Below are 24616 nucleotides of genomic sequence, written 5' to 3'. Positions count from 1 at the left end.
TCTACGCAACGAGGAAGGCGTCCGTCTTCGCCGATTTCTGCAACAAAAAACCGGAAATCTTGCTGCCACAGGCGAGCAGGTCAGCCGGGTCCATTGCGGCGGCTTCCGGTGCGGTGATGCCGGGGGAAGTGATGCGCGGCAGGATCTTCATTAGGGTGGCCACGTCCATGTTCAGCAACTCCACCAGGTGCACGCCGCGCAGTTCACCTGATGAGGGTTTGCGCAATGTGATGACGTCGATGTTGGTTTTGCCGCGTTTGATGGGCGCGTCGAGGGAGACGGTGTTGTCGTCGGCGAGGGTTTGGATTTCAACGGTCTGCATAAAGTTTTCCAAGGGTTAGAGGCCAAGAGCGGCGCGTTGTTTTTCGAGCAGGTCGACGCCATTGACCTTCTCGATGAAGTTGAGCAGGTCGATTTCGATGATGTCTTCGCTGTCGACGATCAGCTTGTAGTAGCTGCAGGTGGTGGTGACGCTGTGTTCGGTGTCTTCGCCGGGTTCGTGGTCGCCCATTTCGATGGTTTCGTGACGGCCGCGCAGCACGACTTCCACGGCGCTGACGTCGCCGGTGTCGTCCTGCTGGAACGACCCGGCGAACCGCAGCGCAACGCCCGACGCATTGACGGCACCGAACTGGCGCAGGGAAATCAGATCCAGGCCGCCGGTCTTCCATTCGAACTGGATGCCGTCGTCGGAGAAGCCCAGGTCTGCTTTGACCGGGCCGTTCATACCGCCGCCGCGATAGGCTTCCATCTTGCGACCCAGCGGCGGCAGGACGACCGACTTCACGACGCCGACGTAGCTGTTGGCATCGTTGAACAGGTTGAGGTTTTTCAGTTTGCGCGGCATGGCCATGGCGCAGCTCTCCGGTTAGCGATTGATCTGGCTGGCGAAGTTGATGAGGTAGCGATCGGTGATGCGCTGACGCAGGGTGAGGTCTTCCAGCGGCGGAACCGGGGTGTAGTCGTAATCGAGCCAGAGCTTGCCGGCCTTGAGCGTGTCTTTGGTGTTGATGCCTTCGGGGTACCAGCAACTTCCCCCCATCAAATAGCCGGCGGAGACCTTGCTGCGAAACTCGGCGTTGACGCCTTCGATCATGTCGCGCACCAGAGAGGCGTGCAGCGGCTTGTCCATGGCCCACATCTGCGTGCCCGCCATGGTGTCGGCCAGCACTTGTGCGGTGCGGGTGTAGCTCTCGAAAGCGAACAGCGGATCGTCGCTGCAGGTGCGACTGCCCCAGAAGCGCATGCCTCCCTCGTTGATCAGCGTGGTGACTTCGTGGCCGTTGAGGTAGTTGGCGTCGGTGGCGGGGTTTTGCAGGTCCCAGAACACGTCGGCGTTGATGCCGGTCACGCCGTTGACGGCGATGTTGGAGAGGGTTTTGTGCCAGCCGGTTTGCTGATCGATCTTGGCACGTAGACCGAGGGCGCGAGCGGTGGCGGTGGCGTTGACGGTTTTGTTGGTGACGGTGTCCCAGCTGAGGAATTCGGGCCAGATGACCATGACTTCCCGGGCGCCGAAATTCTTGCGATAGGCGACCGCTTCTTCCTTGGTGTTGCAGCCCCAGGCACTGACGTAGCTGAAGGCCCGTAGCTGTTGAGCGATGCCCGCGAGTGCGGTGGCCACGGGCAGGGTGTCCATGCCTGGGATACCGAGAATGCGCGGCACCAGGCCGAGCCGTGATTTTGCAGCGAGCAGGGCTTTCATTCCGGTGTATTTGCCCAGCTCGGTGGTGGTGCCGATCAGGGCGCTGGTGGTTTCGGCTTCGTCCTGGCCTTCCTTCACGCGCACCACGATGACGTAGGGTTTGGTCTGGTCGGCGATGGCTTGGAGGCTGGCCGCGAGGGTGCCTTTGACACCGGCTTTGCCGATGGCGGTCTGGATGCTGGTGATCAGGACAGGGGTATCAAACGGGAAGACCGTCGCGTCGGCATCGTCGGCGGTGCACACCATGCCGATCACGGCGGTGGGAATGGTGCGGATCGGGCGTGAGCCATCGTTGAGTTCGATGACTCGCACGCCGTGTAGGTAGTCGGACATGGTGCGGCCTGTGCGGTGAGGGTTAAGTCAGTGCACAGGCTGCCGCGCGCAGGTCAATTCGTCGCGTGTTGAGGGTTGTAGGCGGTTTGAGTACAACGCATGTGTTTACCGGCGCTGCTGTTGAGGCTGCGTCGGCCATGCAATCGTGCTGGGGAATTGGTCCTGCTGCTCGATGCGGTTGAGCTCGACGCTGTAGCCCATCCAGTTCAGGAGGGATGCCTGTTCCTCAGGCGTGGCGGTGCCCAGTTTCTCCGCGTACTGAAGCGGCGCGATGCGCAGTTGGGCGTCACGCAGCAAGTGATCTCGATGGTCCAGGACTTGAGCGCTTTGCGCGGCGAGTTGAGCTGATTGGTCGAGTGTCCATTGCCCATCGTGCCATTTGAAATGTTCGCCCGGCCACGGCTGAGTGGTCAGTTTTTCGGGCAGTTCTCCCAACTGTTGCCATGATTGTTGCGTGCCGTCTGCGGTGCGAAAAGCGGTGCCTCGCAGGTCGAGCATTTGTTGAGCTGCTCCATCAATCAACGCCCAGGTTTTGCCTGAATCGGGTGGTGCAAGTACCTTTGGGACTTGCACCGCATTGCCGGGTAGTTGTGGACCGAAACCCGGAATGGCCGGGAAGGTGACCGGGCCAGAAAGGGCGCCTGCTTCGTCAATCAGGTAGGTAATCATCAAGACCTCAAATCATTTTGAGACGGCCGGGGTAGGCGATGTTGCGGGGGCGGGTTTCTGCGTTGCCGGCCCGAGCGATGTAGGGAGGTGACGTGTTTCTTCCCAGCACATAGGAATGCTGTCCGGTTCGGGGGAGATTTTCAGGCGTGAGCGTGTCGTGGCTACCCGTACCAGCCCCATACGAGATGCCGTGAGTGTGACGTTCGAAAGTGTCGGGGGACCATGAGCCCGCTACTCGCCCGATAACGTTCCACTCTCCATCGCCATCTTGTTGTAATGCATTCGAAACGACGATCTCATTGGCATTGATGGATACGATGGTGGTGCCCCTCGGAACATCGCTGCCCTCCAGCGTCATGCCAATGGCTATGAGCGACCTTCCTCTGACGTCGGTAATAACGGCGCTACCGGATTTGGCAGCGCCCGAAATCGTCGATTTATCGACTTGTCGGCCTTCGTCCAATACCCGGAAAAATTCGCCTCGAGCTTCAGGTGCACGAAACGTCGATTTGTCATCGCCGCTGGTCCATCCGCCCTCCATGTGCCGCTGACGTTCCGGGTTGAGCATTCCCGATTGTTGGGCGTGATCCCATAGCCAAGGCCATTCAGTTCGTTTGAGCAGTTGTCCATTCAAGGCACCGTACCCGCCGGGACTGAATACGGTGGTGGTTTCGAAGACCGGGCGACCCAGCGGCGTGTTATCAAAGCGCCCAACCGGCCACCAACTCCCAGCCCCGTCGCTGCGCAGATGCCACCAATCGCCAGCACCCATAAGCACCAGAAAGGGATAGCCCGCCGGGTTCAAGTGCGTATGAAATCTCAGTGTGTCTTTGCCTTTCGTCTTGATGACCAGACGATTGCTGCTGTTGTCTTTGCGGTGAACAAGCAGATCGCGCGTGCCCACGGTGGCATCGGCCGGCGGCAGCTGGATGTTCAAAGCCCCCGCGCTGGCGTCGATCAAGACGAAGCCCATTTCTGCGGGCTTTAACGCTCTGGATGACGACACCGTGGTGAAGGCTGCGCCCGCATTGACCGACCGATCCACGTAGTCGCGGGTGGCCAGGACCACGGACGGATCGATTTTGAGCTGAATGTTGGCGGTGCCGTTGGTGATGATGTGCATCCGCACCACCTGGTTTCGCCCCGTGCCCTGAGCCAGCAGCGGTTTGTAGCTGGGTGCCAGATTCGCCACCGCGCAAAACACACCGTCCCTATCCTCAAGGGCCAGCTCACGCATCCACCAGCCGCCGACTTCGGGGGGTAACACCACTTCGGCAATCAACACGTTCGGGTCATTGGGGGAGACGCGCAGTTGATTCAGCGGCGCTCGGTACACCTGATTGATCAGCCGTGTCTGTGACGGATCCGGCACGGAGTCGCTGCCGTTGGCATCACCGATCAGCATGTAACTCGGCTCCCACGGGATGCCGAGGGCGTCGCAGTTGGTTTTCTTGGCGGCTCCGAGGGTGGTGAGCATGCCGCCGAAAAGGGTGTTCTTATCAACCATGAAGGTACACGTCCAGTTCGTCGAGGGTGTAAATGCGAGCGCCGTGGTAGCCCTGAATGAACACGTCGATGTCCGGGTTGACCCATGGATAGACGTCGATTTCGTCGCCGTCATCGATGGCAATTGCCGCATGGGAGTCGACGCGAGTTTCCAGAATGATGTCGAGGCTGATCAGGTGGCGCGTGAGAGGTTTGGCGTCGTCGATGAGCCAGGTCAGTTCCTGGTACATCTGATCGGTGATGCCGGTTTCGGACACGCTGATGTTCAGGGCGAAGGTAGCGCTCGGGCCGAGTGGGATCGTCTGCCACCACTCCACGACTTCGATCACAAAGCCCAGTGGTTCGACGATTCGGCGCAGCGAGCCGAGGGTGCCTTTGCGGGAGTGGATGTAGTAGGCGGAGCGGATGGCCGAACGCTTGGCCGATTCGGGCCATTGGCTGTCCCAGCGGTCTACCGAGAAGGCCCAGGCCAGGTAGGGCAGCAAGGGCAACGGGCAAAGGTCTGGGTTGTGGAGCTGGCGCAGCGGGATGGGGACGCGCTGGATCTGGGCCAGGGCTTGGGCGGCTTGGTGTTCCAGTGGTGTGGCGTTGCGAGGGAGCAGGGACAGGTCAGTCATCATCAAGCCCCAGTGCCAGGGCAACGTCGGTGCAATAGGGCGCCTGGTAAGGAGTGGCGACAATGTCGTCCCAGTCTTCCAGCACAACCTTTCGTACACCCTCGACGTGCAGCGAGGCGTGGAGGATGGATTCGGAAACCTCCAGGCCCAATCGACGGCGTTGGTGCACAAATTTCAGTAGCCGTTCCTTGGCCGCTTTCAGGATCAGCTCTGATTCAGGGCCCGATGTCAGAAGGTAAAGCTCGGCGCTGATCTGATAGTTGATGATCTGTGCGCTCTGCACAGTCAGGCGATCCCCTAACGGGCGGCGGTCATCGTCGCTGAGGTAGGCTTTAACGGCGGCCAGCAGATCCGCCGAAGCGTGGCCATTGCCCAGGGCCGATTGCACAGTGATGATGGCTTCGGCGGGTTTCGGGCTTTCTGCGGTCGCGTCGGCCACGCGACCGTCGGCGGAACGTGCGTGGAAGATGTAGCTGTTGCGCGGGCCTGCTGTGCTGAGACCTTCCCAAGCCATTTGGGCGCGTTCGCGCAGGCTGTCGTCGCTTTCCATCAGCTTTGGCCGCGGCGGTGTGGCTGAGGGATTGGCGACCTGAATGACCAACCGCTTGACGTTGTAGTTGGCTGCCAGGTTTTCCAGATCGGCGCCCTTGGCCAAGGCCAGCATGTTGGCCACCGATGCCTCATTGACCCGCTGCCGCCAGATCATTTCTCGGTAGGCGTTCTCCTCGAGCAGTTTGGTCAGTGGCTCCGATTCCATGTTCAGGCGTGCGGCGATTTCGGCTTGTTCTTCTGCTGGCCAGAGACCGATGGCATAGGCTTTGCGCTCGGCGAGGATCTGCTCGTAATCGATTTGTTCGACGACATGCGGTGCCGGGAGCTGGCTTAGGTCGATGGCGACGAAGGTATTCATGCGCTGCCCCCCAGCTGCAGAGGAACGCTTAGGCTCAACGGCTCGTTGGTATCGACGATGCTGCCCTCAAGCTCCAGGGTTGACTGGCCTGCGAACGTGGCGCCGTGAAATTGCACGCGGCTGAGGCTGATGCGCGGTTCCCAGCGCATCAGGGCCATGACGGTGGCGGCGTAGGCCTGCAAGCGGGTGAAGTCGTTGAATGGTTGATCTACTAGCTCGGGCAGCAAGCTGCCGTACTCGCGGCGCATGATTCGGGTGCCTAGGCGGGTGGTGAGGATGTCGGTGATGGACTGGGTGATGTGTTCGACAAGGTTGATGGCGGCGCCGGTTTCTCGGTTCATTGCGGCTGTCCTGTGATGCCACTGCCAGATATGACGCCGCCGTGGGGGTGTTTGACCAGGCTGATGTTGGCCGCGACTACGTCCACTGAGGCGGTGATTTTGCCGGTGATGGTTTGGTTGCCGGTCTGGGTGTAGTCGCCCTCATGGGTGATTGGGCCGACGATGTGAATGCCACCTTTGCAGGTCAGGTTGGTGGTACCACCTTCGGCCAGGGTGACGTTCAGATGGTGGGTGATGCTGTCGTACTCGATCACGGTTCCGTCGCGGTAGGTGCGACGGTGCAGGCCTTCGCGGTCGCCGTTGGCGGGAAAGTGGTCGCTGAAGAGACCGGTGAGGACGATGCCGTTGCCGAGCTGGCCGGAGGGGCTGAAAAGGATGATATGTTCGTTCACAGTCGGCGGGCTCCACTCCCGGTCGGCACCGGCTCGCGGGGCTATCCAGGGGAGCCAGCCAGTGATCAACGCGCCGGTTTTGACTCGTGCGCGCGGGGGCTTCATCTGGACGGCGGCAATAGTGCCGAAGCGGATGAGGTTTTCGATCAAGCGGGCGAGGGTGGCTAGGTCGTTCATGGCGCTGATGATGGTGGCGACCACACTTGAATGCATCTAACTGCGCTTGTATGGTGAAAAATTACATAGAAAGCATTTGCAATTTCTTGTTGGTTTTTGTGCTTTTGCCTCGAAGCCATTCTTTCATGCTGCTGTGCGAAGTTAATTCGTGGGCTTTTTTAGCGCACCCTCGGTGGCGTTTGATAATTTTCGTGGCAAGTGGCCATGTTTCCGCTAATCTTGTCCAGCGAAGGTTTTACCATTCGATTGCAGTAGCAAAATTTCATATGCATATTTATAAGAATTGCTCGGGAGTTTCGATAGTGCCGGTATCTGATTTTGCTAAGACGCACAAAAAATGGAATTTATTTTCTGAGATTGATACGCTTGGTACTTACGATTTCTTTACTTCGCTAGTCGAACTGAGTTCTCTTGTTAAAGCGGATTTCGATGCTGTAGAAAAGGTAAGGGGTGAGATTGGGTGCGTGAAATCTAGAGGTTCTGAAAAAATTATTAATCATCTGCAGTATTCAGCTCTTTCCAAGGTTTTGCCTCTTGCCGCACATGAATATACTCATTTTATTGATTCGACGTCGACATTGTGGGGGCTTCGGCATTTAAAACTTTTGAGTGATGCTTACCTGGCTGATAACGTTAGGGGCGGGAAAGAAGAAGATTTTTACTTGGCGAGGAGGTTTTATGATCATGCTCGCTCCATACACCTTCCTAAATACTACACGACTATAGAAGACGACGTGCTTGAAACTCGACCATGGAAACCAGTGATTACAATAGGTAAGGTCTTTGCGAGTGATGGTAGATCTTCGAGTCGACCTGTGTTGTTTTCGCGATTTTTCAACGCGGCCGATCAATCAATTACCAGATCTCCGATTTCAACAATTTCGATTCTTGAAGCTTCTGCAATGGCTCAAGAATTAATTATGCAAGGCCGCCTGCTAGATAGCGCTGAAGAGGATTTTCGAACCGTCGAGAATAGTCTTTGCGGTCAAAAAGTCATGACGGACTTGTACAATAAAAAATTAACAGAGTATTCGGTTTGCTTGCATGTTTTATCGCACTATCTTGGGTTTGAAGATGCTATGACGGGATTTGGTATTTGCGGTGTCCTTACTCGTATAGTTTTAAATATGCCGAAATCTTGTCTGGAAGCGATAATTAGCAAGTGCAACATTTCGGCATTGCTAAGAATCCCGCCTCATCATGAGTTTGAACTGCGGCTGATTGAGGGGGTTAGATGTGGAGATCTTGGTGTTTTGTTTTATTTGTTGTGTAGAGCACTCCCTCGAATGAGGTACGCCAGTCATTCTGACACAATGGAAGGAGTTTTAGTTGCGCTAGAAAAACTAGGTATTCCTCTGGAGTTAGTTATTTCTGAGGGGGCGACTGAAGCTGCTACTCTTGCTGATAGTTTAAGTCTCTCAGGTATAGAAAGTGTGCGTACCATCGCTCATGCAACTTATGAAAATTTCAGGAAAATTGACTATGCTCGTGTGGATCTCGATTTTGACAATCTAAATTTACCTCCTGTTTTGTTGAAGGACAATACAGTCACAACGATATTTTCCTCTGCTACAAATAGCCTTGCAGCTTTAGATTTGGATAAGTCATATGATGAGCTAGTTCGAGGGCAAGAATGGGTGGATAGGTTTTCGGAGGCTTGCCTGTAGCTGTTTTTATCGTTGCTGCTGGTATCAGGTTTTAACTGTATCAGGGTACTTTGCGATTTTGTTAAAATCCACTAGCAGCTTCGATTGTGGCTTAATATAATCTATATTGGAAAAGTAAGCCGTTACGGATTAGGTCAACGTCAATCTCTGTAAAACCGAGCATTTCTCGCTGAGCATAGTCCACGCTTATGGCGCCACGTTCGGCCCGATCTTTCAAACCGAACTGGTGCACCTTGGCAATAAGAGCGATACGGCCTATAAAACCGACGCTGATGACGTTTCCGTCACCTTGAACCCTCAGAAACGTCGCAGTACGCAGCTTCTGAAACATCTTTCGCTTCTGTTTCACCCGACCCTGTTTCCCGCGCAGAATGCGTTGTTTGCGTGGCGCGTATTTGCAGCCGCCTGGACTGCGCTGGGCAATGATTCGATGTTGCTGACTTTTCCGTAAAGCCCTGCCAAGGTTTTGGGCCAGTCTATTGCGCGATTCCGGTTCAAGTTGCTTGAGCAGGCCCGCTGCCCAGTATTCCAACGCTTCCAGCTGATTGGTCATGTAGGCACAACCCATTCTCTACTGTTGCTAGCGGCGGCGGGTATCCAGTTTTTGTCGAGGAATATGGCGACTCGCTGTGGTTCACCCGGATGGCGAATTGTGGTGTTGCCTTCGCCGTTCTTACCCACCACCACACGCTCAGTCAGCGGTAACGTCAAACTCATATCTACTTTGCTGTTATCGAGAATATCCGCCTCAAACTGGATGCCATCGGCGGATTTGTTCAAGTTTTCCAGCAATTCAGACTGATGCACACTCAGCCAGCCCAGCAGGGGCAACATCACGCTATCGGGGTGTCCGGCGAAGTCGGTGAGGATGATCTGTAGATCGAAGCTGTATTCGAACGACAGGCTCGCTGCAGCGGTGCAGCGAACCTTGCCGTTGTCGATGAACATCAGCAACCGGTCAGGGTTGTGCTTGAGTTCGGTAATGGTGGCCAGCAGGTGAGTGCGCAGGCTATCGGGCTTATTCATGGCGTCCCGCGTGGTTGATGCGTAGGTGAACGGTGAGAGGGCGGATCATGCGGCCACCAACTGACCACAACCGCAGCTCTCATGCCGCTCATAGGCGCGTTGGAGCTTGATGTCGTACAGGTTTCGCTGATAGTCCGGTCCGTTGTAGAGCCTGGCGAACTCGGCCCATTTGCGCGTCTTCAGTGCCTTGTACAAAGCCGGATCGGTTTCGATGAAGCGCACGAACGCATCAAACTGCTTCGATTCATCTGCGCTCATCGCTACAACGAAATCCTGCACCCTGGCGAATCCCAGGCGTTCCCAGTGAAGGCCCATGATCTGGAAGGCGCCCCATGACGCCGACTCCAAGGCGGCAATGTCGCTAAGCACGCGAGCGCTACCCAGCCGCTGATGTTCGGCGATGCCACCGACGTAGCCACCGGCCTGCGGATTGACGATGGCCGGGTGGGCGGCGGCGAGTTGATCGGCGCGGCGTTTGAGGTCAGCGTGGTTATCGCCTTCGTGACGAACTGTCGAAAGCCGGCGGTACATGATGTGCCGTTCGAACAGGATCACTGGTTTACCGATGTCGAAAAAACCTCGGCCTTTCGACTCGATTTCGTTGACCGCGTAGATAGCTGCCAGCGGCACATCGAGCCGTTGCGCGGCGTTGACCAGGTCGGCATTTTTCAGCAGTTGCTGGCAGTCATTGCCAGCGAGCGCGCTCTGCGTTTTGTAGCCGGCGATGCCATCGGCCACCAGACCGATGCGCAACTGATAGGCCCGCACGGCCGCTTCGGTGGTGTCGCCGTAGTGCCCGTCAACGATCAAGCGGGCGCCGTTATTGTTCAGGGTGGTTTGTAGATGGCGTACCGCTTGCGAGCGGTCGCCGTGACGTAATGGGATCATCGTGAGGCTTCCTTGCGAATGAAAAATTTCCTTGCTGCGGCGCGGGTTCCTTCCACGCCGAGCAGGCCGATAATACCGCCGAAAAAAGGTGCGGAGGATGCGGAAACACCGAGCAACGGAAGGCCATGGCTGGCTGCCATTGCCAAGGCGCCGCAGAGCGGGGCTTCGATGACTATGCGGCGTAGCGTGCCACCGCCATACATGATTCGAAGGGCGGCGATTATCAAAGCGAGGAGGCCGGCGTAAAGCGTTGGCCAGTGTTCTTCGAGCCAGGCGCCGAGCCAGGCCCAAGTGTCGGGGCGTTCAGGCATGTGGTTCCTTCCATGGTTCAGGGTGAGGTCAAGGGCACGGTGCCAATGGGTCAGTCCCACAGGTTCACCATCTGCCGTTGCGGGGCGGCGGTTTGTGTTTCGGGCATTTGCACGGCCAGACCTTGGGGCAATGTCGGACCGTGGTCGGCCAGTCCGGGATTGGCGTCAAGTACCGCCTCGGTCACGCCAGCGGTCCGACCGTAATGCCGCCAGCAGAGGGCGTCGACGGTGTCGCCTTGTTGGGCGCGAACGGTAACGGTCATCAGATCAACTCCACGGTGGTGCGGCCGAGGCCGAGGAAGTCGCGAACGGCCCAGCGCTGGTCGCGGCGCAGTTCGTCGATGCTCGGGGTAAGGTCGTCTGCGTTCTGGTGGCCGCTGTTGGTGCTGTCGTAGGAGCGGTAGCGCTCGCAAATTTCTGCACCGGTCGCGGCGTAGATCGCCCGCCGGTACAGGTGGATGTAGTGCGACACGCCTTCGACCTGATCGGCCGGGACATCGGCGAGGGTGGGGTAGCCCTCGGCCTGTTTGGTTCGGCGCCACTCGGCGAACTCGCGGTTAACGCTGATCGCGGCGGAGATGGTCGCGGTTTCCAGTCGGATCGCGGTGACGCTGGCGTCGATCCTCAGCGTACCGCGCACATCGTCCAGATTGATCGATGGCCAGAAAACGTCGGTGTTGATGTGGCCGGCAGGGGCTTTGCCGGTCGCTACGAATCCGCTCATGGTTCTGCACTCTGTGATAGGTCGCCGGTGGTCGGGGATTCACGTTCAGGTAATGGCCTGGCCGATCCGCCCCGAGCCGGCGGGGTGCGTGGGGACGCTCGGTTAGCCGCGGGTGGCGGCGAGTTTGTTGAGCAGACGATCGGCCCGCTCCAGATCCTTTTTGCCACCGCAGGCGTCGTGCCGTTCGATGGCTGTTTTCAGCAGGTCGATGCCAGCCTGTACTTGACCGGGTTGGCCGGGCTGTTCTTCGGAAATGCCTTCCAGAGTGGCGCGGCCCATGGCGAGAAACAGCTTGGCGCGGGCTTGATCGGGCATATCTTCGGCGTCGGTCAGTTCGGCGGCGCGATGCAGGGTGGCCAGGTCGAACGGTTCGTTGATCTTCTGGGCGCTTAATGCCGCGGTGGCGATGTCTTCGGCGACCAGGCAGCCGAGCGTGCGGGCGAAGCGATCGGGCATGACCATCTTGTGTTTCAGCACGTATTGGGCGATGTCGAGGCCGCCGTTAAAGTCGCCGGCATCGAAACGCCAGACCATGACGGTGGTCATCACTTCGTCCTGGGCCCCCAGGCCAGCTTCCAGGACGCCTTGCACATAGGGCACGTAGTCGGGCAGCAACTGGCGTTTGAGTTCGGCTTTGCCCTGATTCGACTGGATCTGTTTAAGGCGCAGGCGATCCTGCAGCAGCTGATTGAGCTGATGTTCGTAGGCGGTGGCGCCGGCCATGGTTTGGTTGGGCTCGACGGCGGCCGCCTCAATGGCGGCCGTGACGCGTAGGAAGTGATGACGGCAGGGGTTGGTCATGGTCGTCGGCCTACGATGCGATTTCGATGTTTTCAGCGAGGGCTGCGCATTCCAGGTCCTCGATGACGTAGGCGTCGTTGACCGACTCGTAGTTTTCGATGCGGTCGCGTTTGGCGTTGTCGAGGACGGTGCGACGACGGCTGCCTTCCTGCCAGTAGATCGACAGGTTTTCGAGCTTGGTCACCAACAGCCCACGCGCTGGGAAGTAAGGCACTCGCACCGCCGGTAAGTTACCCAAGCGCTTCTGACTGGTGACGATGTCGGCGGCCAGCATCTCGGTTGGGGCGTTGTCTTTGTTGATGATTGGGAAGTACTTGTCGGCGAGCAGTTGGCGACCGCAGATCACCACCAGGTCAGGGTCTTCCTGATACCAGGGCGCGATGAACTCTTCGACCATGCTGAACACCAGCGCGTCGAGGTTGGTGAAGTCCTTGCCGGCCCCGATGGCGATCTTGTCTGTGCCTTCTTTGATTTCCTTCATGACGCGAGCAGCGTTTTCGGTGCGCATCTTTTGCAGCCAGCCGATGTTGACATCCTGGCGCAGTGGGTGGGTCGCCGGGTTCGATGTGGGGGCGCGGCTGGTGCCGTTCCAGCCGATCAGGATGCGGTCCAGTGCCTGGCGCTTGAGAATTGCGTCGCGGATGCGCGCCTGGAAGTCAGGGAATTTTGCCCAGGCATCCAGCTTGCTGTAGCGCAGGTGGGTGTCGAAATTGGTTTGCGAGCAGAAGTAGCCACGATCATCGAGGGTGGTGATGTCGCTGGTTTCACGGTCCTTCTGGGTGGTGTCGGTGGTGCCGGCGTTCGGTCCGCCGATGCCCATGCCGATCTTTTCACCCATCTGCTCGGTGACGCCGTAGATGTTGATCGCGCTGAGGAACTGACTGGATTCCTGCATGCGGGTTTCCAGCGTCTGGGTGACGCTGGGCGAGGTGGCGAATTTGGTGGTGACGTCGGGTACGCCGTGCAGTTTGGTCAACTGGCCGAGGTAGGCGTTGAAGAGGTTGCGGGTGTCGTTGCGCATGGAGGTCGTCCTTGGTGACTCGGGCTGGGTTCAGCAGTCGGTCATGAGCTGGTTGCCGCCGCCGGTGACCGGAGGGCGTGTCTTCTGGTTGGGGTCTTGGGTGGTTGCGAGTTTGGTTTTCAACTCGGTGAAGTCTTTGCTCAGTTGATCGAGTTGGGTTTTCAAACCTGCCGAGAACTGCTTCTCGGCGGCCAGTTGGTCGGGCAGGTCTTTGACGTGTTCGGCGATGGTTTCGACAGCTTGGCCGAGTTGGGCGAACTCGGTGTCGTCCTTGGCCTGTTTGCCTTTGAGCAGGGTTTGCACCTTGCTGAAGAGCTGTGCGCCGAGGCTGGGTTTTTCTTCAAACTCTTCGAATTTCAGCTCGGCTTCTACGGCCTCGGTGAACATTGAGGTCGCGGAGTAGTGGCGATCCTTGAAGGGGCTGACGTCGGGCTTCTGCGCCGAGAACGCGAGGACATCGGTGCCGAGGCTGGCCGGGGAGTCGGTCACGGCCAGACCCACGATGTAGGCCTCTCCGGTGTCGGCGAAGCTGTCGTCGATTTCAATCGAGGTATAGATCTTCTGCTTGGCCTTATTCATGGCGATCAGTTCGGCGGTGGGCTCGACCTGGGCGAACAGAGCAAGTTTCTTCTGACCGTTGATGTCGATTTCTTCGGTCTTTACCGCGAGGACGTCGCCGTAGGCCTTGAATGGGCTGTCGGGTAGCAGGCTGCGGAAATGCTCCAGCCAGATTCGGGCGCCGTAGGTGGACGGGTTGAAGTTCTTGGCGGCCTGTTCCAGCCAGTCGCGTTTGATGGTGCGTTTGTCCGAGGTCGCGCCCTCGACGGCGACGCGGAACCAGTTGCTGCGAAATTTTTTCATGCCGGGAGTTCTCAGTGCGTTGCAATGAGGGGCATGTTCGGGACGCGCGCGGGTGGCGGCAATGAGGCGGGACTGTAGGCGGGGAGGGTACAAGGGGCGGCGCTATTGAGTGGCGAGCTGGGGCGGCAGCATCGCTGCCATGAATACGACCGCGCTGTTGCCCATCGATCCGCGACGCCAATCCAAGTTTCTGTACTGGATGGGGTGGCGTGTCTGCGAGATCGCCGAGGCTACGGGGGAAAAGGAAAAAACGCTGCACAGTTGGAAAGCCCGCGATGCGTGGGACCGGGCGGACAACGTCGAGCGCATTGGCGGGGCGTTGGAGGCGCGGTTGGTGCAACTGATCCTCAAGGACGGTAAGAGCGGCGGCGACTTCAAAGAGATTGATTTGCTGCACCGGCAGCTGGAACGGCAGGCACGCATCCAGCGCTTCCAAGGCGGTGGTACTGAAACCGACCTCAATCCGAAGCTGGCCAAGCGCAACGAAGGGCCGAAGAAGAAAACCCCGAAAAACGACATCAGCGAAGACCAGATCGAGCTGCTGCGTGAAGCCTTTATCGATGGCTGTTTCGACTATCAGAAGGATTGGTATCGAGCAGGCAATCAGCGAACCCGCGTCATTCTCAAGAGTCGCCAGATTGGCGCGACGTACTACTTTGCCCGTGAGGCGTTTATTGATGCCTTGGACACGGGGCGGAATCAGATTTTTCTGTCAGCTTCGAAGAACCAGGCTTACCTGTTCCGGGGCTACATTCTGGCGTTTGCCCGGGAGGTGATTGGGGTTGATATGACTGGTGACCCGATTGTCCTGCCCAACGGTGCCGAGTTGTTTTTCCTCGGGACCAATGCGCGTACCGCCCAGGGTTATCACGGCAATTTCTTCTTTGATGAGTTCTTCTGGACGTTCAAGTTCGAGGAGCTGAACAAGGTCGCCTCGGGCATGGCGATGCACAAGAAGTGGCGTAAGACCTACTTCTCGACGCCTTCCAGCATGGCGCACGAGGCGTACACCTTCTGGACTGGTGAGCGGTTCAACAAGGGCAAGCCGTCGGCGCAGCATACGAAGGTGGATGTGTCTCACGGTTCGCTCCAGCAGGGGCGGTTTTGTGAGGACCGGTTGTGGCGGCAGATCGTTACGATCCTTGATGCGGAGCGGGGCGGCTGTGATCTATTTGACATCGAAGAGCTGCGCCGCGAATACAGCCCCGAAGCCTACGCCAATCTGTTGATGTGCGAGTTTGTCGACGACGGCGCGAGCATCTTCCCGCTCGCGTTGTTGCAGTCGTGCATGGTCGATAGTTGGGTTGAGTGGGCTGAGGACTACAAACCGTTTGCCATGCGGCCGTTTGGTGACCGGCAGGTGTGGGTGGGTTACGACCCGGCCGAGACGGGCGACTGTTCGGGGCTGGTGGTGGTTGCGCCGCCGTTGGTGCCGGGTGGGAAGTTTCGGGTGCTTGAGCGGCATCAGTTTCGAGGGATGGATTTCGCTGCGCAGGCGGCTTTTATCAAGAGCGTTTGTGATCGGTATTGGGTGACGTACATCGGTATCGATGTCACCGGGCTGGGGAGTGGGGTGGCGCAGTTGGTGCGGCAGTTCTTTCCGGCTGTGACCACTTTCAGCTATTCGCCTGAGGTGAAAACGCGGTTGGTGCTTAAGGCCTACGACGTGATTCACAAGGGGCGGCTGGAGTTTGATGCGGGTTGGACGGATATGGCGCAGTCGCTGATGGCGATTCGTAAGACGGTTACGGCTGGTGGGCGTCAGTACACCTATACCGCTGGGCGCAACGACACTACCGGCCACGCCGATCTGGCGTGGGCGCTCTTTCATGCTTTGCATAACGAACCGCTTGAGGGGCAGACGGCTGCCAATACTGGGCGGATGGAGATTTATTGATGACTGAACAACTGGCTGACCAGACGTTGCACGCTGCCACATCCGCCACTGGTGCGGGAACTCAGGTGTTTTCGTTCGGCGAGCCGATGCCGGTGTTGGGTGGTCGGGAGGTGTTCGACTATCTGGAGTGCTGGTTTAACGGGCGGTGGTATGAGCCGCCGTTGTCGCTGGATGGGCTGGCTCGGTCGGTGGGGGCGAGTGTGCATTTGCATTCTGGGTTGATGTTCAAGCGCAATTTGTTGAGCAAGACTTTTATTCCGCATCCGATGTTGTCGCGGGCTGCGTTTGAGCAGTTTGCTCTGGATTTTTTATGCCTGGGCAATGGGTATCTGGAGCGTCGTCGTTCGGTATTGGGTGGCACTTGGCAACTGGTGCCGCCGCTGGCGAAGTACATGCGGGCCGGACCGCAGGGCCAGTTCTACCAAGTGAGATGTTGGAAGGATGAGCATGCGTTTGAGCCTGGCAGTATTTTTCACCTACGTGAGGCGGATCTGCACCAAGAGATTTATGGGTTGCCGGAGTGGATCAGTGCGTTGCAGTCGGCGTTGTTGAATGAGTCGGCCACGTTGTTTCGGCGTAAGTATTACGAAAACGGCAGTCACGCTGGCTTCATCTTGTACATGACGGACGCGGCGCAGACCGAGGCGGATATTGATGCACTGCGTAAGGCGTTGAAGGAGTCGAAGGGACCGGGGAATTTTCGGAATTTGTTTGTGTATTCGCCGACGGGGAAGAAGGATGGGATTCAGTTGATCCCGGTGAGTGAGGTGGCGGCTAAGGATGAGTTTAATTCGATCAAGAATCAGACGCGGGATGATGTGTTGGCGAGTCTGCGGATTCCTCCGCAGCTAGTGGGCATCGTTCCGCAGAATGCAGGGGGGTTCGGTTCGATTAGAGAGGCGGCGCAAATCTTTGCAACCAATGAGCTAGAGCCTATTCAGACGCGAATGCTACAGCTCAACGATTGGATGGGGGAGGAGATTATCTGCTTCAAGCCGTATCAGATCATATTGGCAGATCAATCTATATCCAGCGAATGAAGTCATGTTGTAAATTTTCTCGGTATTTAAATAATAGCCGATGCTTTTCAGTTTTCGTTTGGATTGAAGTGTTTGGATGTCTAGATATTACTGTTGGTATGTCGTTGAAGGCGGTCTTGAATGTAGCGAAAAACTGAATAAATCGAATTGATTATAAAAGTCGCTTCTGGCTCGTCTAATAATTCATTCACATGAGCAAGGCTGGCTTTGTTTCGTATGGTTGAAAATGCGTCGATTGACGCCGCGAACGACTGAAGCACTCTCGTTACTTCCGACGCACGAGGGCCGCCCGGAGTAAGTGCAGGGTGGTGCTCTCGAAGCAGTTTAAAAGCTTTAGAAGATGTTGTGTCTTCAGGTAAGTTTAGACCTCTCTCTTCACATAAGAATAATAAGTAGCCATGAAGTGCAGTGTGCGCTCTGTCTACTGCGCTAGAAGCATTCGTATTGTTGATTAGCGCTTTTGCATCTGACAAAGCTCGTTCGACTAGCGTCACTGCTGAAACAGCAGGAGTAGGTGGGGTGAGGTAATTTGAACTTGCAAAAAGTATATTGTCTGAAATTCTGAAAGGGATTTCGTATTTTTCCAGTATCAAATTTACGTGTGCGTGAGTGGGCGTATGTATACCGTGTTGTTGTAAGTTTTCACATGTGTCACAAAAGGCTGAAATAAAACCTGGAGCGTCACTTGCAGCTTCTGATGCTTTTTGCTCTAAATCGCTTTCTGCCCATGAGAGGTTGGAGCTTTTAGAATAAGAACTTCCGCTAACTTTTGAAAAATTCTCCTTGAATTTTTCTATTATGTATTGCTTTTCACCTTGGGAGGTTATTCTTTTCGCTAAGTTGACAAGCTCAGCAACCACCATATTGTCTAGTGGCGTGGAGGCACCCATAGGGAAGCGAAGTTCAGCAGCCATCTCTAACGGCATTGAATGTCTCCTGGTGGTCGGCGGTTATTATAAATGATACTGCAGTAGTATTCGTACTTTGATTTATTCGTCATCTTTTAAACCGATGCCGTAAGGAACCGAAGATTGGTGTCTAGCAGAGCCGCCAAGTGTTTGCGGTCGAGGGTGAATCAACTGTTTAGGTACCTTTGCTTCTTCTAACCACAACTGCACGCCATGTGTCTCTGCTAACAAACGAACGAATCCACGGAGCATGTTCTCTGAAAATTGATACCAGCCGTTCCTGCTTTCACTCATTTTTCGGAGAACGCTACCATGGGATTCTTTTGTTAGGGTGCTGAGCCGCTGAGAAAATTTTTTGCGGTCGATTGGTGGTATTTTCTCTGAATGTTCCGCCCGACTCAAATCTCTAAGTATTCTTTCATATGATGCATACATTGAATCGATGTTTCGATGCAGATTTGCAGAGTCGGCAGCCGCCCAAATTATGTGGTGGAAATCTTGACTGTGTCTAATAGTAGCTTTGTCATATGGCTTTCTTATTTGCTCTTGTACAGACTTGACCGCATTTTCTAGCGCTCTAATATAGTGTTTTGAGTTTGCAGTATGATTGGTGTCTTGATCGTCAAATACGGCCCAAAGTAAATGTTCGGTTATAAGGTGGACGTAGTAGGGGAATCCATCACTGATTCCAGCGACGCGATATTTTATCTCTTCGTCAAAATTGATATTAAAGGCCTCAAGTGCTTCGACCAAGATATCCCATCTTGAATCCCAGGAGATAGGGCTTAATGCTATGGGTTTAAGTTGTCTGATGCTGGAAAGATGTCCGCCTAAAAGGTCGTCTAATGAAGTGGCAATTCCGCTAAAAATCATAGGGACATATATTCCAGAGTCACCCATTTTTTTTAAAAATTCCGCGAATTTGAAGCGTTCTTCTTGATTTATTATGGCGTCAAATTCATCAATTACGATAATTGGTTTGTCGGAGTGTATTTCGCGAATGTCGGAAATTACATCAAGCGCTTGATCCATGGTTGTTATTTTTGGGGTTTCAGGCTTGTTTGTTGTTTTATAGGTTAGTTCAAGATTTATAATTTTTAAGTTGATGCCACCCTTGGCTTGTATTTCGGTGGCATCTAAAGAATCAATTAGTCGTCGGGCAATACTTTCCATTGTGTCCAGGAAAGTGCTCGTTTTAGTACACCCGATCTGAATTATTGAAGCGTCTGAGGTTTGATATTGGAAAGCTGCCGTTTGGGCGAGAGACGACTTTCCAATGCCCCTGTCTCCATATATAAAAATGTGCCTGCCGTCAGCAAATAGAGCTCGCCTTATTTCATCAAGCTCACTCTGGCGACCTTTTAGAAGTTCTATCGTGTCAATTGGTTTTGAGGGACGAACATGCTTGTGAATTTCTGCCCCGAATTCTTCTTCCGAGTATCCTTCAATCATCGCCACGATTCCTTTCACTGATAGTCATTGGTATCAATAACACAACACGACCTTCGGCTGTTTGTCTTATCACCAGATATTGCCCAGGTTCAGCGGACGAGCAGTCACAGTATACCCTTTCGACCGTTTCTATCGACCATCGACGCATGATAGGTGCGAGTGTTTACCGTCCTCCTTCTTGTCAATAGCATGTGCTTGCTTGCTTGCTTGCTTGCTTGCTTGGCGCGCGCCGTCGTCCCCCCACCTCTCCTGCGGGCTAAATGAGTCTTTTTTTCTGCACTTCTGCACCTGGTCGAAAACGGCCACGGCTGGGCGCTCCAGGCGCGCTTTCGGATGACGAAAACCCTGCGAATCCCTGCGGAGGGGGAGATTTGCTTAGGATTGGTGTGATCTAGATTTTTCGCGGTATTCATCAATCATCGAGTGCAAAAAATGTCCGGACATCTGAGCGTTTCAAAAATAGAAGTGGCTCAACGGCAGTTGAACATCGCGATACGAATGCTGTTTGCGAATGACGATCCGATAGCTGTGCACACCCTGGTGGGGGCTGCCTCGCTGATCCTTAGCGATTTGGTCGAGAAGCGTTTTCCGGATGAGTCCTGGGATAAGCTCGTGCAGGGGGCAATTGGTCTTTCTCCCACAGAATATTTCTCAATCATGCGTAAGGCGCAAAACTGGTTTAAACACGCGAAAAGTGATCCTGATGAGATCTTCGAATTTGATCCGGAAGACACCGACGCCTTGGCCTTCTGGGCTGTCATGAACTCAAGTCTGCTAGAAGATTTATCTACCGAGGCAATGATTTTTCGAATTTGGTTCATTGCTTTGCAGGAGCCGGCTGAGTCGCAGGAAGCTGAATCGCGTGTAGCGAAACAGCTGTTCGGAAATCTTTGGGAGAAGTCCCGAGTTGAAAGATTGATGGCTGGTGCCGTGGTGCTTCGGGAGCATTTGCTTCGTAGAGAGGGGGGACGTTGATGATTTCGGGAAAGCTATCGGAAAAAGGTAATGGAGTAACGATAGGATGACGGCATCACTGAAAGCCCCGTATTTATTGGCTTTGCTGGATTACTTCGGAAGGTAATTTGGAGTAATGAGAAAGGTAATGTAGGCGTAAGCGATTGATTTATAAGGGGTTCTGTAAAAGAAAAGATTACCTTACTAAAGAGTAATTATCTTACTTCTATATTACTTGAATATTACCTTTCTCAAGGTCTTTGAAACCCAATGAAATCAGGGGCTTACAGCGGATATCAGGAAGGGGTTACTAATCTTACTCGTTTCCGAGGGCTTTCTCGAAAACTGGCGGTCTCTATATGCCTGCGGGCGTGGTGCGCGTGACGAGCTCACTCTGACGCACCAACACACAAACGGCCCCCAAAACGGCCCCCAACCGATTGCAGTCATGTACATGTACCGCTGGAGGCCTTGAAAACAGTGGAGCGGGTGAAGGGAATCGAACCCTCGTTATCAGCTTGGGAAGCTGATAACGATTGGGGGGATAGCTTTGCTGTACTCATACTTCATTGAAGGGGTGAAGTTCAAGCTGGAAGGAGTGATCAGCAGGGACTGCCTGAAAAATTTCTGCATGTGGATAGAGGTGCTTGATAGTTAATGATAAGGCGGTTTTCTGTTCAGATGGCATGCGGCAACCAAATACTGCACCTGTAAGTTCTCTAGCACCAAACTTCTTATCTTCATATGGAGCAAACTTGTTGCGGCCATCCCCTGCAAAAATTCTCCACTCATTCTCATGCTTCCATGCATCTGACTTGGTATAAATTAACGCGTTGATTCGTCGGGCCTGATCGAAAGTAACTAATCCAGCCAAGAAATCCGATAGTTCGTTTTCATCAAATAGCATCGGAATATCAGGCAAGTACGACATTTGTTTCGCCATTTGATATGGGCTGTCTTCCCCTAGCTCATCTTGGAATCGTAATGCCACGCCTCTATTGCTGTCAGCGTAATACGCCCACATAAGTTGGTTGGTAGGTGAGTCTGTTAAACATAGTATTTTGGTAGTGGAAAGACTCTCCCTTGTGACTTGGAATGTTTGGTGGATGTTTTTGTCAAAGGTTGCAAATACGTTTTTTATGCCTTTTTCCATTTTTTTTATAAAATGTTTTTTTGGTATACCTTGAAGATGTCCCCTCAGGATATTCATTGTGACTGACATTTGGTTATCTGGATGACCGGTGAGTTCACCACTAAAAACTTTCCATAGTTTGTCTAGCGAATATTGCAGTATTTTTTCACGGTCAAAATTAATGCGAAGATCGAACTGGATGTCGTAGGGGTCATTTAGCGTGGCTGGAGTACTCCAGCGAAGCGTTTGATTTTTAATCACGATATTTGCGGTGCTATAAGTCATGTACTTATAAAAAGCTTCAGGTATTGCCCGGTGCTCTAAGGGGCTGATGGGGCTGTTGCCATTTCTCGCCTGAAGAGTCAATGTGGGCAATTCGCCGCTAGTATTCACGATGCTGCCCCACCATTAGCTTTTTTCATTGCATTTGAAAGTGCCTTCCCGAAGCTGACGGACGAGAGAAGTTCACGGAGTGCCGCCATAAGGTCCTCTACGCTATCACAAATATACTCCTGCCCCTCAAAGGTTAACGTGCAAGGATATCCGTTAACGTGTTGACGCCATTTGGCTACTTCGTCATATATTATTTTAAAGTCGATGCTAACTAGTGCCAAAAGATCCATCTTGAAGAAATCTTTTTCTGGGCTTTCTTTAGAAACCGCACCGACATAGGCGGAAAGTTTTGAAGTTAAACTTGTAGTTCTGGCGAGCTTTATTTTGCCATCTGAGTAGTTGGAAAGCTCCATGTTAAGCTCTCTGAAAACGGTTGCAACTGCTGTTACATTTTGCTCCGCAACTTCGGCTTTTGCGATGCCAGACTTGATCGAGTCTAAAAAATTCATAATTCATTCCTCACAAGATGGCTTAGTACGGGGTAGTGGTCGGAAATGTCACTCCAAACCATTTCTAATTCAAGTGAGGATATATCGCTGACTATTGATCCTGCACATTTAAACATCCAGTCACGCAAAAAATGAGACGAAAATAGTATCTGGTCATAAACCGCGCCGCCGCTTCCTTCTATAGCCGATGCGTGGATGAATGACCCTGGCGGCACTGCCTCATCGCGAGGTCCGAGGCATATCCAGTAAGGATTATAAAAATAATGTGGGCGCTTGCGCACAAACTCGGTGTCACGGCTAGCGCCAATTCCGCTTACTATGGAGTCATGATACGGTTCGTCGTTATAATCCCCGAAAAGAATAATTGGGGTGGTCGGATTTTTATTCATTAGTTCGGAAACTTTAGTGCGTAACGCTTGCCCAAGCCGAAGGCGATTTACACTTCCTTCCGGATAGGTCTGTCTACTCTGCCAATGAGATAGGCCAACAAATAGATCTTCGAAGTCCATAAGACGAAGCTGAACAAATACTCCTGCTTTAAGCCAGGTATTAGTCAGTGGGTCTCTTATGTTTGCGGAGTCTAAAGCGTGTGCGGCTGAGATTTTTTTTGAGTTATAAATTAAACAGAAGTCGTCAATTGATTTTCCTCCGGTATACAAGTCTAAAACTTTGTAATGTTCGAGATTGTGAAGTTCTAGTAAAGTCTCCAACTGATTGAAGTGCTTTCTCGCAACCTCACATAGCCCTAGGAGATCGACACCGCGATGCAGTAATTCACACACTGCAACAGTGAAGCCATCAGTAATGGCATATTCTTTTGCTCCATTTTTCGGTGGGGATAATCGACAGTTCCACCAAGCGCACATCAGCTCCACAAATCACCTACGCGCCAAAAATATCCAATTGAATAAACGCTACAGCATCAGTTGATGCTCAATCTATTTACCTAGTGTATCCGTTGTGATGGTAGCGATCACTCCCTATTAGGAGCGGTCTATTAATTTTTTCAGATGAACGCGCCACTACAGAACGCAAGCACTCTTTGTAAGCTTAACCAAAAAGCTCCATCTTGCTGTGCCATGATGCATGCGATAACCGGAGACTGCCCACTTTTGGGCCAATAGCAGCCAACCGGTGTCATAGCGTCATGATAGTCACCTTGATGAATTCTTCATTTCGGTCGATAGCCGCTAGGGTGGCGTGAACATGGTCGGAAGCCTCTGCCGAGCATGCGAGTTCCAAAATCGTGGTTTCCAGGGCTCGCTGGTTTTCATTGCTTTTGTACAACAAGGAAGGGGCAAGTCTGAATATGGCATCGAAGTTCCTCCGCGAAAAGGGAAGCTTAGCAACTTGAAAATTTCATGGATCGGGTTGATTCGGGGACGTTGAGCGGAAATGCATAAAGATGTTTGAAGGTGACAACAGGGCTTGGGATTGTAGCTGGCAACGGCTGCTTAGAATTTCCTACAGCGGGTAGGAGGGAAGGCAGAATTTGATGATGGGCGAAGATTGCTGGTACGAAATTGGTACGGAAGTTTTTTGGTCGCGATCTGGGGCCTTTATTTTCTGTCGTGTGGCGATTAGTGCGCTCAATCCATCATTGGTACGTCTGGGGGGGCTGAGTCGACTCGTCATCTGCTGCATCCAACCCCTCAAGTTTAGGGCAAATCTAGGGCAAAACCAGGACCTATCAGCACCTGTAGAGGACTCCTCAAGGCGCCAAAAGTCCTTATTTTACTGGTCCCCAGCGGTCTGAAAGACCATTCCAGAGGGTTCGAATCCCTATCTCTCCGCCATTACATAGAAAAAGCCCCGTAACTGAAAAGTTACGGGGCTTTTTCGTTTCTGGTGGTTTGGTTATTCATCTCGACGAGCGGTCAGGGCAGAGCAGGCAGATCCCCCTCATTAGCTATCATGCATAAAGAGCTAATTCACCGGATGGCGGGGCAGACCATGAACAGATGGCGACGGCTTTGGTTGATTATCAAGCTGATGGCAGCCGTTGCGGCCTGTGTCGCCGTCGCTATTCAGGCTTTTCTCTACATGCTGGATAGCCCCGACGCAGCGCAAATTCATCCTTTGAGCATTGTGGTTGCCGGGCTGATTTTTGGCTTCATCACCTTTGGCGTTCTTTCACTGATTGAAATCGTGCTCTTGGGGCTTGTAGGCTTTTTCCTCCCCAGCACTCCTCCACCTCCTGCAACACCTGAGAGCGATGAAGGGCTTTCGCCGCAAGGCCCACTGGCTCTGCAATCTGACGACCCGGCTCATCAGAAAAATCTGTGAATCGACGTTTTTCAGCCTCAGAAAAAAACGTTGTGGACGGATCCTACAGAGAGAATTCCGGGCTTACGCAACGGTGCGAATCTTCTTACTTCGTACGCAGATACGTCCGAGATTGATCGAGGGTATATTCGATTTGTAGCGAAGGCCCGGATATAG

28 protein-coding genes are annotated in these 24616 nt (G+C 53.9%); 5 read left to right on the top strand and 23 right to left on the bottom strand.

Annotated elements, in window-relative coordinates; genetic code table 11:
• Position 1: 1 nt before the first annotated feature.
• The 9 genes from QRN31_RS02700 to QRN31_RS02660 all read right to left on the bottom strand — a co-directional run bounded on the left by QRN31_RS02700 (position 2) and on the right by QRN31_RS02660 (position 6650).
• Positions 2 to 322 (bottom strand): phage tail assembly protein, encoded by a 321-nt coding sequence (locus QRN31_RS02700; protein WP_285430050.1) that lies wholly within the window; start codon positions 320 to 322, stop codon positions 2 to 4.
• 15 nt (positions 323 to 337) lie between these two features.
• A complete protein-coding gene (locus QRN31_RS02695; RefSeq protein ID WP_285430049.1) occupies positions 338 to 853 on the bottom strand; it encodes a phage major tail tube protein in 516 nt (171 codons plus the stop codon).
• A 15-nt stretch (positions 854 to 868) separates the two neighbouring features.
• On the bottom strand, positions 869 to 2038 hold the full coding sequence (locus QRN31_RS02690) for a phage tail sheath protein (RefSeq protein ID WP_285430048.1): 1170 nt from the start codon (positions 2036 to 2038) through the stop codon (positions 869 to 871).
• 105 nt (positions 2039 to 2143) lie between these two features.
• Positions 2144 to 2707, bottom strand: coding sequence for a tail fiber assembly protein (locus QRN31_RS02685; RefSeq protein WP_285430047.1), 564 nt, complete (start codon positions 2705 to 2707; stop codon positions 2144 to 2146).
• A 7-nt stretch (positions 2708 to 2714) separates the two neighbouring features.
• Positions 2715 to 4214 (bottom strand): phage tail protein, encoded by a 1500-nt coding sequence (locus QRN31_RS02680; protein WP_285430046.1) that lies wholly within the window; start codon positions 4212 to 4214, stop codon positions 2715 to 2717.
• A complete protein-coding gene (locus tag QRN31_RS02675; RefSeq protein ID WP_285430044.1) occupies positions 4207 to 4830 on the bottom strand; it encodes a phage tail protein I in 624 nt (207 codons plus the stop codon). The genes QRN31_RS02680 and QRN31_RS02675 overlap by 8 nt, the downstream gene beginning before the upstream one ends.
• Positions 4823 to 5740 (bottom strand): baseplate assembly protein, encoded by a 918-nt coding sequence (locus QRN31_RS02670; RefSeq protein ID WP_285430042.1) that lies wholly within the window; start codon positions 5738 to 5740, stop codon positions 4823 to 4825. Before QRN31_RS02670 ends, QRN31_RS02675 begins: the two co-directional genes overlap by 8 nt.
• Complete coding sequence (locus tag QRN31_RS02665) at positions 5737 to 6081, bottom strand: GPW/gp25 family protein (RefSeq protein WP_285430040.1); 345 nt, start codon at positions 6079 to 6081, stop codon at positions 5737 to 5739. Before QRN31_RS02665 ends, QRN31_RS02670 begins: the two co-directional genes overlap by 4 nt.
• The gene (locus QRN31_RS02660) at positions 6078 to 6650 is read right to left on the bottom strand and encodes a phage baseplate assembly protein V (RefSeq protein WP_285430383.1); all 573 of its coding nucleotides are present in this window, start codon (positions 6648 to 6650) and stop codon (positions 6078 to 6080) included. Before QRN31_RS02660 ends, QRN31_RS02665 begins: the two co-directional genes overlap by 4 nt.
• Positions 6651 to 6952: 302 nt before the next feature.
• On the opposite strand from QRN31_RS02660, the gene QRN31_RS02655 reads away from it, so the two are divergent.
• Positions 6953 to 8317, top strand: a complete 1365-nt coding sequence (locus QRN31_RS02655) for a hypothetical protein (RefSeq protein WP_285430039.1) — start codon at positions 6953 to 6955, stop codon at positions 8315 to 8317.
• Between the two features lie 91 nt (positions 8318 to 8408).
• On the opposite strand, the gene QRN31_RS02650 is transcribed toward QRN31_RS02655, so the two are convergent.
• The 9 genes from QRN31_RS02650 to QRN31_RS02610 form a co-directional block, all read right to left on the bottom strand.
• On the bottom strand, positions 8409 to 8870 hold the full coding sequence (locus QRN31_RS02650) for a phage virion morphogenesis protein (RefSeq protein WP_285430037.1): 462 nt from the start codon (positions 8868 to 8870) through the stop codon (positions 8409 to 8411).
• Positions 8867 to 9343, bottom strand: coding sequence for a phage tail protein (locus QRN31_RS02645; RefSeq protein ID WP_285430035.1), 477 nt, complete (start codon positions 9341 to 9343; stop codon positions 8867 to 8869). Before QRN31_RS02645 ends, QRN31_RS02650 begins: the two co-directional genes overlap by 4 nt.
• A gap of 45 nt (positions 9344 to 9388) precedes the next feature.
• The gene (locus QRN31_RS02640) at positions 9389 to 10231 is read right to left on the bottom strand and encodes an N-acetylmuramidase domain-containing protein (RefSeq protein WP_285430034.1); all 843 of its coding nucleotides are present in this window, start codon (positions 10229 to 10231) and stop codon (positions 9389 to 9391) included.
• Positions 10228 to 10542, bottom strand: coding sequence for a phage holin, lambda family (locus tag QRN31_RS02635; RefSeq protein ID WP_285430032.1), 315 nt, complete (start codon positions 10540 to 10542; stop codon positions 10228 to 10230). Before QRN31_RS02635 ends, QRN31_RS02640 begins: the two co-directional genes overlap by 4 nt.
• Positions 10543 to 10592: 50 nt before the next feature.
• Positions 10593 to 10805, bottom strand: coding sequence for a tail protein X (locus QRN31_RS02630; protein ID WP_285430031.1), 213 nt, complete (start codon positions 10803 to 10805; stop codon positions 10593 to 10595).
• Positions 10805 to 11266 (bottom strand): head completion/stabilization protein, encoded by a 462-nt coding sequence (locus QRN31_RS02625; RefSeq protein WP_285430030.1) that lies wholly within the window; start codon positions 11264 to 11266, stop codon positions 10805 to 10807. Before QRN31_RS02625 ends, QRN31_RS02630 begins: the two co-directional genes overlap by 1 nt.
• 102 nt (positions 11267 to 11368) lie before the next feature.
• Positions 11369 to 12067: a phage terminase small subunit gene (locus tag QRN31_RS02620; protein ID WP_285430029.1), complete on the bottom strand. Its 699-nt coding sequence runs from the start codon at positions 12065 to 12067 to the stop codon at positions 11369 to 11371.
• Positions 12068 to 12077: 10 nt separating this feature from the next.
• Complete coding sequence (locus tag QRN31_RS02615; protein WP_285430028.1) at positions 12078 to 13088, bottom strand: phage major capsid protein, P2 family; 1011 nt, start codon at positions 13086 to 13088, stop codon at positions 12078 to 12080.
• Positions 13089 to 13118: 30 nt separating this feature from the next.
• A complete protein-coding gene (locus QRN31_RS02610; protein WP_285430026.1) occupies positions 13119 to 13949 on the bottom strand; it encodes a GPO family capsid scaffolding protein in 831 nt (276 codons plus the stop codon).
• Positions 13950 to 14088: 139 nt separating this feature from the next.
• Between QRN31_RS02610 and QRN31_RS02605 the strand changes: the two genes are divergently transcribed.
• Positions 14089 to 15846 (top strand): terminase ATPase subunit family protein, encoded by a 1758-nt coding sequence (locus QRN31_RS02605; protein ID WP_285430382.1) that lies wholly within the window; start codon positions 14089 to 14091, stop codon positions 15844 to 15846.
• Positions 15846 to 16886, top strand: coding sequence for a phage portal protein (locus QRN31_RS02600; protein WP_285430025.1), 1041 nt, complete (start codon positions 15846 to 15848; stop codon positions 16884 to 16886). The genes QRN31_RS02605 and QRN31_RS02600 overlap by 1 nt, the downstream gene beginning before the upstream one ends.
• Before the next feature lie 80 nt (positions 16887 to 16966).
• Here the strand turns inward: QRN31_RS02600 and QRN31_RS02595 are convergent, their stop codons facing one another.
• Positions 16967 to 17812, bottom strand: a complete 846-nt coding sequence (locus QRN31_RS02595) for an abortive infection family protein (RefSeq protein ID WP_285430024.1) — start codon at positions 17810 to 17812, stop codon at positions 16967 to 16969.
• Positions 17813 to 17875: 63 nt separating this feature from the next.
• Entirely contained in the window at positions 17876 to 19246 is a 1371-nt protein-coding gene (locus tag QRN31_RS02590) for an AAA family ATPase (protein ID WP_285430023.1), read from the bottom strand.
• A 432-nt stretch (positions 19247 to 19678) separates the two neighbouring features.
• Between QRN31_RS02590 and QRN31_RS02585 the strand changes: the two genes are divergently transcribed.
• Positions 19679 to 20221 (top strand): hypothetical protein, encoded by a 543-nt coding sequence (locus QRN31_RS02585; RefSeq protein WP_285430022.1) that lies wholly within the window; start codon positions 19679 to 19681, stop codon positions 20219 to 20221.
• A 538-nt stretch (positions 20222 to 20759) separates the two neighbouring features.
• On the opposite strand, the gene QRN31_RS02580 is transcribed toward QRN31_RS02585, so the two are convergent.
• The 3 genes from QRN31_RS02580 to QRN31_RS02570 are packed head-to-tail and all read right to left on the bottom strand — an operon-like array spanning position 20760 to position 23040.
• On the bottom strand, positions 20760 to 21725 hold the full coding sequence (locus QRN31_RS02580) for a DUF2971 domain-containing protein (protein ID WP_285430021.1): 966 nt from the start codon (positions 21723 to 21725) through the stop codon (positions 20760 to 20762).
• Entirely contained in the window at positions 21722 to 22174 is a 453-nt protein-coding gene (locus QRN31_RS02575) for a hypothetical protein (protein WP_285430020.1), read from the bottom strand. The genes QRN31_RS02580 and QRN31_RS02575 overlap by 4 nt, the downstream gene beginning before the upstream one ends.
• Positions 22171 to 23040, bottom strand: a complete 870-nt coding sequence (locus tag QRN31_RS02570; RefSeq protein ID WP_285430018.1) for an endonuclease/exonuclease/phosphatase family protein — start codon at positions 23038 to 23040, stop codon at positions 22171 to 22173. Before QRN31_RS02570 ends, QRN31_RS02575 begins: the two co-directional genes overlap by 4 nt.
• Before the next feature lie 1087 nt (positions 23041 to 24127).
• Between QRN31_RS02570 and QRN31_RS02565 the strand changes: the two genes are divergently transcribed.
• On the top strand, positions 24128 to 24460 hold the full coding sequence (locus QRN31_RS02565) for a hypothetical protein (RefSeq protein ID WP_285430016.1): 333 nt from the start codon (positions 24128 to 24130) through the stop codon (positions 24458 to 24460).
• The last annotated feature ends 156 nt before the right edge of the window (positions 24461 to 24616 follow it).

Origin of the sequence: Pseudomonas sp. fls2-241-R2A-110 (assembly GCF_030209165.1) — a bacterium.
In the GTDB taxonomy this organism is placed as follows: domain Bacteria; phylum Pseudomonadota; class Gammaproteobacteria; order Pseudomonadales; family Pseudomonadaceae; genus Aquipseudomonas.
This window is presented reverse-complemented; position numbering and strand designations above follow the sequence as displayed.

Excerpts from the sequence above, each read along its gene's own strand:
- QRN31_RS02670 (WP_285430042.1), bottom strand. The coding sequence starts at position 5,740 with ATGAATACCTTCGTCGCCATCGACCTAAGCCAGCTCCCGGCACCGCAT.
- QRN31_RS02630 (WP_285430031.1), bottom strand. The coding sequence starts at position 10,805 with ATGACCGTTACCGTTCGCGCCCAACAAGGCGACACCGTCGACGCCCTC.
- QRN31_RS02615 (WP_285430028.1), bottom strand. The coding sequence starts at position 13,088 with ATGCGCAACGACACCCGCAACCTCTTCAACGCCTACCTCGGCCAGTTG.
- QRN31_RS02590 (WP_285430023.1), bottom strand. The coding sequence starts at position 19,246 with ATGATTGAAGGATACTCGGAAGAAGAATTCGGGGCAGAAATTCACAAG.
- QRN31_RS02610 (WP_285430026.1), bottom strand. The coding sequence starts at position 13,949 with ATGAAAAAATTTCGCAGCAACTGGTTCCGCGTCGCCGTCGAGGGCGCG.
- QRN31_RS02685 (WP_285430047.1), bottom strand. The coding sequence starts at position 2,707 with ATGATTACCTACCTGATTGACGAAGCAGGCGCCCTTTCTGGCCCGGTC.
- QRN31_RS02635 (WP_285430032.1), bottom strand. The coding sequence starts at position 10,542 with ATGCCTGAACGCCCCGACACTTGGGCCTGGCTCGGCGCCTGGCTCGAA.
- QRN31_RS02605 (WP_285430382.1), top strand. The coding sequence starts at position 14,089 with ATGAATACGACCGCGCTGTTGCCCATCGATCCGCGACGCCAATCCAAG.
- QRN31_RS02595 (WP_285430024.1), bottom strand. The coding sequence starts at position 17,812 with ATGCCGTTAGAGATGGCTGCTGAACTTCGCTTCCCTATGGGTGCCTCC.
- QRN31_RS02620 (WP_285430029.1), bottom strand. The coding sequence starts at position 12,067 with ATGACCAACCCCTGCCGTCATCACTTCCTACGCGTCACGGCCGCCATT.
- QRN31_RS02640 (WP_285430034.1), bottom strand. The coding sequence starts at position 10,231 with ATGATCCCATTACGTCACGGCGACCGCTCGCAAGCGGTACGCCATCTA.
- QRN31_RS02695 (WP_285430049.1), bottom strand. The coding sequence starts at position 853 with ATGGCCATGCCGCGCAAACTGAAAAACCTCAACCTGTTCAACGATGCC.
- QRN31_RS02575 (WP_285430020.1), bottom strand. The coding sequence starts at position 22,174 with ATGAATTTTTTAGACTCGATCAAGTCTGGCATCGCAAAAGCCGAAGTT.
- QRN31_RS02675 (WP_285430044.1), bottom strand. The coding sequence starts at position 4,830 with ATGACTGACCTGTCCCTGCTCCCTCGCAACGCCACACCACTGGAACAC.
- QRN31_RS02585 (WP_285430022.1), top strand. The coding sequence starts at position 19,679 with ATGTCCGGACATCTGAGCGTTTCAAAAATAGAAGTGGCTCAACGGCAG.
- QRN31_RS02570 (WP_285430018.1), bottom strand. The coding sequence starts at position 23,040 with ATGTGCGCTTGGTGGAACTGTCGATTATCCCCACCGAAAAATGGAGCA.
- QRN31_RS02660 (WP_285430383.1), bottom strand. The coding sequence starts at position 6,650 with ATGAACGACCTAGCCACCCTCGCCCGCTTGATCGAAAACCTCATCCGC.
- QRN31_RS02565 (WP_285430016.1), top strand. The coding sequence starts at position 24,128 with ATGAACAGATGGCGACGGCTTTGGTTGATTATCAAGCTGATGGCAGCC.
- QRN31_RS02700 (WP_285430050.1), bottom strand. The coding sequence starts at position 322 with ATGCAGACCGTTGAAATCCAAACCCTCGCCGACGACAACACCGTCTCC.
- QRN31_RS02645 (WP_285430035.1), bottom strand. The coding sequence starts at position 9,343 with ATGAATAAGCCCGATAGCCTGCGCACTCACCTGCTGGCCACCATTACC.
- QRN31_RS02690 (WP_285430048.1), bottom strand. The coding sequence starts at position 2,038 with ATGTCCGACTACCTACACGGCGTGCGAGTCATCGAACTCAACGATGGC.
- QRN31_RS02680 (WP_285430046.1), bottom strand. The coding sequence starts at position 4,214 with ATGGTTGATAAGAACACCCTTTTCGGCGGCATGCTCACCACCCTCGGA.
- QRN31_RS02665 (WP_285430040.1), bottom strand. The coding sequence starts at position 6,081 with ATGAACCGAGAAACCGGCGCCGCCATCAACCTTGTCGAACACATCACC.
- QRN31_RS02650 (WP_285430037.1), bottom strand. The coding sequence starts at position 8,870 with ATGACCAATCAGCTGGAAGCGTTGGAATACTGGGCAGCGGGCCTGCTC.
- QRN31_RS02625 (WP_285430030.1), bottom strand. The coding sequence starts at position 11,266 with ATGAGCGGATTCGTAGCGACCGGCAAAGCCCCTGCCGGCCACATCAAC.
- QRN31_RS02600 (WP_285430025.1), top strand. The coding sequence starts at position 15,846 with ATGACTGAACAACTGGCTGACCAGACGTTGCACGCTGCCACATCCGCC.